The sequence below is a fragment of the Kitasatospora sp. NPDC007106 genome, from assembly GCF_040634455.1.
Lineage (GTDB): Bacteria > Actinomycetota > Actinomycetes > Streptomycetales > Streptomycetaceae > Kitasatospora > Kitasatospora arboriphila.
In genome coordinates, this window is record NZ_JBEYFP010000272.1 from 1 (window position 1) to 7,636 (window position 7,636).

Below are 7,636 nucleotides of genomic sequence, written 5' to 3' on the forward strand. Positions count from 1 at the left end.
GGCACGCTCCGCACCGGCCGCCGCCTTCGACGTGGCGCCGGAGCCGGTGGCGCCGCCGGTGCCGCCGGGTCCTTCGCAGGCGCAGCTGGACTACGCGGGCCTGGTGCTGGACGGCCCGGACCGGCCGGCGCACCGGCGCGGCCTGCTGTTCCCCGGGGCGGTGCACGACCCGGCGGCGACGGAGTCGCGGAACCTCGCCGAGTCGGTGGCGGCGCTGGCCCTGCCGGCGCACGCGGTGCGGCCGCGGGTCTCGGCGGGCTCCTTCGACCAGCGGTACGACGCGGCGGCGCGGGCCGACGTGCCCTCGGACGGCACCTGGCACACCGTCACCGTCGGGGAGGTGCCGGTGTCGCTGCGCACCGAGTACGTCTGCGTGCCGGCCGTCGAGGAGGCGGTGTACGGCACCCTGGTGCTGACCAACGCCACGGCCTCGGCGCTGCTGGCCGGGCCGGTGGAGGTCACCGTGGACGGGGACTTCCTGCTGACCGCGGCGCTGCCGACGCTGGCGGCGGGCGGTGCCCGCCGGGTCGGCCTCGGCCAGGCGGAGGCGGTGCGGGTGGCCCGCCGCACCGAGATGCGGGAGTCCACCGCGGGCATGCTCAACAACACGACGGTGCTGGACCACCGCATCCACGTGGAGCTGGCGAACCGGCTGCCGCACCCCGTCACCGTGGAGGTGCGCGAGCGGGTGCCGGTCTCCACCGACCAGGACGTGCGGATCGAGGAGCGCGGCACCTGGACCGCGCCCGACCGGCCGTCCGACGCCTACCCGCCGAGCACCCGGCGCTGGCGGGTGGAACTGCCCGCCGACGGCACCGCCGAACTCGACGGCGGCTACGAGATCCGCATCCCGGCCGGCAAGGCCGTCGTCGGCGGCAACCGGAGGAGCTGACCATGACCGACACACCCATTGCCCCGCTCCCCGACGAGCCGCTGCCGCAGGCGCCGGCGGCCGACCACCCGCTGCCGGTGACGGCGGTGACCTGTCTGGAGGACCGCGCGCACGTCGAACGGACCGCCGTGGTCGACCTCCCCGCGGGGGTCAGCCGGCTGCGGCTCGGTCCGGTCTCGGCGCTCGCCGTGGACCGCACCCTGCGCGCGGAGGCGCCCGGCGGCGGGGGCGTCCGGGTGCTGGACGCCCGGGTGGTGCGCAGCTGGGTGCCGCGCGCCCCGCTGCCGCCCACCGCCGGGGACTCGGAGCTGAGGCACCGGGTACACGCCCTGGAGCAGGAGCAGCAGGCCGAGACCCGGGTCCGGGAGCGGCTGGAGGCCCGGCTGGCGCTGCTCGCCCAGCTGGCCGCCGATCTGCTGCGGGAGATCGGTGAGGGCGCGGGCCGCGGCGAGCTGGAGCGCAGCCGCTGGGGCCGCGAGCTCGACCGGATCGACGGCGAGCGGGACGCGCACGGCGAGAAGCTGCGGGTGTCCCGGGCGCGGCTGGAGGAGCTGGCCGAGGACCTGGCGGCGGCCCGGCGGGCGCTGGACGCGGCCGAGCAGGAGCCGGCGGAGCTGTTCGCCCACGTCGAGGTGACGGTGGAGGCGGAGGCGGCGGGCCGGGCGGAGCTGAAGGTGGGCCACCTGACGCCGTGCGCGCTGTGGCGGCCGGCCTACCGGGCCTCGCTGGCGGGCGGGCGGCTGGTGCTGGAGACCGAGGCGGTGGTGTGGCAGCGCACCGGCGAGGACTGGTCCGGGGCGCGGCTGACCTTCTCGACGGCCCGGTCGGCGCTGGCCTCGGAGCCGCCGCGGCTGACCGAGGACGTGCTGAGCCTGCGGGAGCGCACCGCGGAGGAGCGCAGGACGGTCGAGGTGGAGCTGCGCGAGGAGGAGATCGGCACGACCGGCCCGTCCGCGGACGGTCTGCCGGGGGTGGACGACGGCGGCGAGATCCGGGTGCTGCGGGCGGCGTCGCCGGCGTCGGTGCCGGCCGACGGGCGGGCGCACCGGATCCCGCTGACCGTGTTCGACACCGCGGCGAGCAGCGAGTTCGCGGCCGCGCCGGAGCTGTCGCCGCTGGTCACCCGGGTGGTGCGGTTCCGCAACGACGCGGGGCACGCGCTGCTGGCCGGGCCGGTCGACCTGGTGCAGGGCAGCGGGTTCACCGGCCGCGGCGAGCTGCGGTTCACCGCCCCGGGGGCCGCGGCGGAGCTGTCGTTCGGCAGTTCGGACGGCCACCGGGTGGTCCGGGAGACCGAGGAGGGCCGCGGCACGACGGGCATCACCGGGCGGACGGTGGTCACCCGGACGGTGCGGCTGCACCTGTCGCGGTTCTCCGCGCCCGAGGAGCGGGACGAGCAGGTGGTGACGGTGCGCGAGCGGATCCCGGTGTCCGAGGTGTCCTCGGTGGAGGTGAAGCTGCGCAAGGAGGCCTGCTCGCCGCCGCCGGACGAGCTGGACTCGGAGGGCGTCGTCCGCTGGGACGTTCCGCTGCCGCCGGGCGGCCGGCGCACCCTCACGCTCGTGTACGAGGTGTCGGCGGCGTCGAAGGTGGCGGGACTGTGAGCCAGGTCCAGCCGGATTTGTCCCGTCAACTCCGGTAGAAATGACCCATGATCTACCATCTCGCCCCGCTGGACGACTGGCTGCGCGACCCGGGGCGGCCGTACGCGGCCGCCTCGCTGCTCACCGACGGCTTCATCCACTGCTCGGCCGACGAGCGGACGGTGCTGGCCGTCGCCAACCTCTTCTTCGCCGACACGCCGGATCCGCTGATGGCGCTGCTGATCGAGGAGAAGCTGGTCGAGCCGATGGTGAAGTGGGAGGCGCCCTCCGGCCCGCCGCCGGAGGGCGCCACGCCGGACGTGCTCTTCCCGCACATCTACGGCCGGCTGAACCGGACGGCGGTGATCGGCCTGGAGAAGGTCGAGCGCGGCACGGACGGCCGCTGGGCCCGGCTGCTCCCCTGGAGCTGAGCCGGGCCTGTCCGGGCGGCGGCGGTCAGAGCCAGCCGCGCTCGCGGGCCGCCATGCCCGCCTGGAAGCGGGTGGTGGCGCCGAGCTGGCGCATCAGGCTCTGCAGCCGCCGCTGGGTGGTGCGGGCGCTCCAGCCGAGGGAGCGGGCGATCGACTCGTCGGTCAGGCCGGCGGCGAGCAGGCCGAGCAGCTTGCGGTGGTCGGCCTCGGGGCCGGTGTCGGCCTCGCCGTCGCCGATCGCCGCCTGCAGCGGCACGGCCCGCTCCCACTCGGCCTCGAACAGCGCGTCCAGGGCCTGCAGCAGGGCCGACGGGTGGATGACGTAGGCGGCGTCCAGCACGCTGTCGCCGACGGTGATCGGGATGATCGCCATCTTGTCGTCCGACATCATCATCTTCATCGGCAGCACGGGGCGGACGCGGGCCTCCTCGCCGTCCTCGACGCCGATGAGGATCTCCTTCTCCAGCCGGCCCGGCCAGGCCACCGCGTCCTTGTCGTACACGGTGCGGAAGCGCACGCCCGCCTTGAGCTTGGCGCGCTGGCGGGGCATCTGGGCGACCGGGTCCTGGATGTAGGGCGGGCAGTCGAAGCCGCGCACCTGGTACTGGGTGCTGTCGACCAGGTGCTCCAGCCGCTGGGCGATCGCCTCGCCGCCGGTGAGGACCTCGACGGAGTGCGCCGGGTCCGTGTAGCGGGACGCCTCGCGGAAGGCGTCCATCAGCCGGTGCATCTCGGCGCGGGCGCTGCGCAGCTCCGCCTCGCGGTGGCCGATGAGGGTGCCGATGGCGACGTCGGGCGCGACCGCGAGGTAGCGTTCCCGGTCGACCGGGGCCCGGGTGGCCATGCCCTGCTCGGCCAACCGGTCGAGGGCGTCCTGGCTCTGCTGCAGTGTCAGGCCGCACTGCCCGGCCAGCTCCTCGGCGGTGGACTGCGGCGAGACCACCAGGGCCGCGTACACCTGTCCGTCCGGCCGTCCCAGGCCGAGCGCTCCGAATGCGTCGAGCACGCCGCTCCTTCCCCCATGCGGCCAGTGGCCCAGTGGCGCAGTTCCGCCACTCGTCGAGCTGCTGTCCGGTGGCCATCCTGCGCCACAGATCCACATCATGACAAGGCGGTGCGTCGAGGTTCACACGGGGTCCCCGCCGAAGAGCCGGAAGGCCTCCCCGCCGAACGGCGGGGAGGCCTTCGATTCGAAGGTTCCGACGGTGCGGCCCCGGTCCGCCCTACAGGCCGACCTCGCGCATCAGCTGGCCGACCTCGGGGTTCGTGAGGCGGCGCAGCCAGCCCGACTTCTGGTCGCCGAGCGCGATCGGGCCGAAGTGGGTGCGCACCAGCTTCTCGACCGGGAAGCCGACCTCGGAGAGCATCCGGCGGACGATGTGCTTGCGGCCCTCGTGCAGGGTCACCTCGACCAGGTAGTTCTTGCCGACGTTGGAGACCACCTTGAAGGAGTCGGCGCGGGCCCAGCCGTCCTCCAGCTCGACGCCCTTGGCGAGCTGCTTTCCGAGGTCGCGCGGGATCGGGCCCTGGATGGCGGCCAGGTAGGTCTTGGTGACGCCGTACTTCGGGTGGGTGAGGCGGTGGGCCAGCTCGCCGTGGTTGGTGAGCAGGATGATGCCCTCGGTCTCGGTGTCGAGGCGACCGACGTGGAAGAGCCGGGTCTCGCGGTTGGTGACGTAGTCGCCGAGGCACTGGCGGCCGTCCGGGTCCTCCATGGTGGAGACGACGCCGGCCGGCTTGTTCAGCGCGAAGAACAGGTAGGACTGGGTGGCGACGGTCAGGCCGTCGACCTTGATCTCGTCGTTGGCCGGGTCGACCCGCTTGCCCTGCTCGGTGACCCGCTTGCCGTTGACCTCGACCCGACCCTGCTCGATGAGCTCCTCGCAGGCCCGGCGGCTGCCCATGCCGGCCCGCGCGAGCACCTTCTGCAGGCGCTCGCCCTCGGGCTCGCCGAAGGTCTTGGGGGTCTTCACGGCCGGCTTGTCGTGCCGGGCGAGCACCGCGTCCTCGATCTTGGCCTGGAGCTCGCGGGAGCGCTGCGGCTGGCGGCGCGGGTCGCCCGGGGCGCCCTGGCCCTCGCGGCGCGGCTTGGGCGCGGCGCCGGGGCGGCGCGCTGCGAAGCTGCTGCGGCCGGGGGTGGCGTTGGGGCCGCCGCCGTACTCGGGGCGGTCGTAGCGGCGCTCCTCGGGCCGCAGCGGGCGGTCCGGGTAGCGCCGGTCGTCACGGCGGTCGTCGCGCCTGTCGTCGCGCCTGTCGTCACGGCGCCCGCCCTGGGAGGACGAGCCGCCCCGGCCGCCGCCGGAGGAGCCGTACGACGAACCGCCGTAGGAGGATCCGCCGCCGTAGGACGACCCGCCGCGCGAGCCGCCGCCGCTCCGGCCCCCGCCCTGTCCGCCGCGTCCCTGGCCTCCCCGGCCCTGTCCGCCGCTGTTGTTCCTGCCGTTGCCACTGCTGCGCATCAAAATGTCCGTACGTCGTGTCCGTCGTGGGAGTGCGTGTCGTGCCGGCCGACCTCACCGCCCCCTCACCGATCGGACGCGGACGGTCAGGCGTTCTCGCCGTCGGCCGCGCGGGCGGCGGCCACCGCCTCCGCGATCATCGTGCCCTCCAGGGACTCCGCTTCCACGTCGTCGACCTCGGGCAGGAAGGGCGCGAGCTCGGGCAGCTCGTCCAGGCCTCGCAGCCCCGTCCGTTCCAGGAAGTAGTTCGTCGTCCGATACAGGATCGCACCTGTTTCGGGCTCGGAGCCGGTCTCTTCCACCAGTCCTCGCTGTACCAGGGTACGCATCACGCCGTCACAGTTCACACCGCGTACTGCGGAGACCCGGCTGCGCGACACCGGTTGCCGGTAGGCGACCACCGCGAGCGTCTCCAGCGCGGCCTGCGTGAGGCGGGCCTGCTGGCCGTCCAGGACGAAGCGGTCGACGGCCGGCGCGCAGTCGGCACGGGTGTAGAAGCGCCAGCCCCCGGCGACGTGGCGCAGGTCGAAGCCTCGGCCCTGGGCGGTGTACTCGGCGGCGAGTTCGCGCAGCGCGGCGGCGACCGCGGCGCGCGGCCGCTCCAGGACGGCGGCGAGGTGCGCCTCGGTGGCGGGCTCGTCGACGACCATCAGGATCGCCTCCAGCGCGGCCCGCAGCGGCACCCCGCGGGCACCGGACTCCTCGGGCCGCTCCGGTTCCGGTTCGGGCTCCGGCTCGGGGGCGGGCAGCGGCGCCGGGTCGGGCATCGGCTCGGGCTCGGAGGTGTCCGCGGCCGGCTCCGCCGCCGGCGCCGGGATGTGCGGCTGCTCCGCGGCCTCCCCCGCGGCCGCCGCGTCGTCCGCGCCGTCCGGCGCCCCGTGGGCGGGCTCGGTCGCGTACGCGCTCTCCTGCCACTCGTCGGGGCGGGCCTGGCCGGGAAGGCCGAGGGTGCGCCGGCTGGGGCGCGGCTGATCGGCGTTCACTGCGGTTCTCCGTCCTTGCCGCGGCCGTCCGCGCCCTCGCCGGGCGGACGGTCGAACTCGTCGGTCACCTCGACGCGCCGGCCGGTGTCGGCGACCCAGTGCACCAGCAGCTCGCCCAGGGCGTCCGGCTGCTCGAAGTCGAGCACCTTCTCCCGGTACAGCTCCAGCAGGGCGAGGAAGCGGGCCACCACGACCAGCGTGTTGTCGGCGTCCTCCACCAGCCTGCCGAAGGTCGCGCTGCCGAGCGCGGTGAGCCGGTCGACGACGACCCCGGCCTGCTCGCGGACGCTCACCGGCGGGGTGTGGATGTGGTCGACGTAGACCACCGGCTTCGGCCTGGGCGCCGTCGCCCTGGCGGCGAGCCGGGCCAGGCCCTCCGGGCCGACGGTGATGACCACCTCGGGCAGCAGCAGCGCGTGGTGCGGCTCCAGGCCGACCGTGCGGGGGCGCTGCAGCAGCTCGGCCGCCCAGCGCTCGGCGAACAGGGCGGCCGCCTGCTTGTACGCCCGGTACTGCAGCAGCCGGGCGAAGAGCAGGTCGCGGGCCTCCAGGAGGGCGAGGTCCTCCTCGTCCTCGATCTCGGCGGCGGGCAGCAGCCTGGCCGCCTTGAGGTCGAGCAGGGTGGCGGCGACGACCAGGAACTCGGTCGCCGCGTCGAGGTCCCAGTCCGGGCCCATCGCCCGGATGTGGGCGACGAACTCGTCGGTGACCTTGGAGAGCGAGACCTCGGTGACGTCCAGCCGGTGCTTGGCGATCAGGCTGAGCAGGAGGTCGAACGGGCCCTCGAAGTTGTCCAGCCGCACCCGGAAGCCGCCGCGCTCCTCGCCCGGTCCGGCACCGGCCGGCAGGGCTGGGGCGGCCGGCTCGGGGGGCTCGGGCGCGCTCGTCATGACCGGACCATCTTCACCCGGGCCGGCCGCCGCGCCACCCCCCGGGGCGCCCGACACGCCCGCGCCCCGGCCGGGCCGGCCCACGTCGGGGCCGAGGGGGCCCTCCGCGGGCCTCAGCGGCCGCGCAGCCGCCGCACCAGGATGCTCGCCTCGCCCCGCTGCTCCAGGTCCGCCAGGACGACGGAGATGGCCTCCCGGACGACACGGCCGCGGTCGACGGCGAGGCCGTGCTCGCCGCGCAGCACCAGCCGGGCGTGCTCCAGGTCCATGAGCTCCTCGGCGGAGACGTAGACCGTGATCTTCTCGTCGTGCCGCTCGCGGCCGGTGGGCCGGCGGGCGGCACGGCTGCGCGGGCGGGGCCGGCGGGCCTCCGCCTGGTCCTCGGGGGCGTGCCGGCG

7 protein-coding genes and 1 pseudogene are annotated in these 7,636 nt (G+C 75.4%); 3 read left to right on the top strand and 5 right to left on the bottom strand.

Annotated features, from left to right (window positions below):
- The 3 genes from ABZ641_RS20435 to ABZ641_RS20445 all read left to right on the top strand — a co-directional run.
- Positions 1 to 892 (top strand): DUF4139 domain-containing protein (locus ABZ641_RS20435; RefSeq protein WP_359983631.1); only part of this gene is annotated, 892 nt, incomplete at its 5' end.
- Positions 893 to 894: 2 nt separating this feature from the next.
- Positions 895 to 2,496 (top strand): mucoidy inhibitor MuiA family protein, encoded by a 1,602-nt coding sequence (locus tag ABZ641_RS20440; RefSeq protein WP_359983633.1) that lies wholly within the window; start codon positions 895 to 897, stop codon positions 2,494 to 2,496.
- Positions 2,497 to 2,543: 47 nt separating this feature from the next.
- Positions 2,544 to 2,906, top strand: coding sequence for a DUF952 domain-containing protein (locus ABZ641_RS20445; protein WP_344626929.1), 363 nt, complete (start codon positions 2,544 to 2,546; stop codon positions 2,904 to 2,906).
- Positions 2,907 to 2,931: 25 nt separating this feature from the next.
- Here the strand turns inward: ABZ641_RS20445 and ABZ641_RS20450 are convergent, their stop codons facing one another.
- The 5 genes and pseudogenes from ABZ641_RS20450 to ABZ641_RS20470 form a co-directional block, all read right to left on the bottom strand.
- Entirely contained in the window at positions 2,932 to 3,912 is a 981-nt protein-coding gene (locus ABZ641_RS20450) for a helix-turn-helix domain-containing protein (protein ID WP_344626928.1), read from the bottom strand.
- 217 nt (positions 3,913 to 4,129) lie between these two features.
- Complete coding sequence (locus ABZ641_RS20455) at positions 4,130 to 5,365, bottom strand: pseudouridine synthase (protein WP_344626927.1); 1,236 nt, start codon at positions 5,363 to 5,365, stop codon at positions 4,130 to 4,132.
- An 86-nt stretch (positions 5,366 to 5,451) separates the two neighbouring features.
- Complete coding sequence (gene scpB / locus ABZ641_RS20460; RefSeq protein ID WP_344626950.1) at positions 5,452 to 6,015, bottom strand: SMC-Scp complex subunit ScpB; 564 nt, start codon at positions 6,013 to 6,015, stop codon at positions 5,452 to 5,454.
- Positions 6,016 to 6,344: 329 nt separating this feature from the next.
- Positions 6,345 to 7,295, bottom strand: a complete 951-nt coding sequence (locus ABZ641_RS20465) for a segregation/condensation protein A (RefSeq protein WP_359983637.1) — start codon at positions 7,293 to 7,295, stop codon at positions 6,345 to 6,347.
- 56 nt (positions 7,296 to 7,351) lie between these two features.
- Positions 7,352 to 7,636 (bottom strand): annotated as a pseudogene (locus ABZ641_RS20470) (hypothetical protein); the annotation flags it as partial.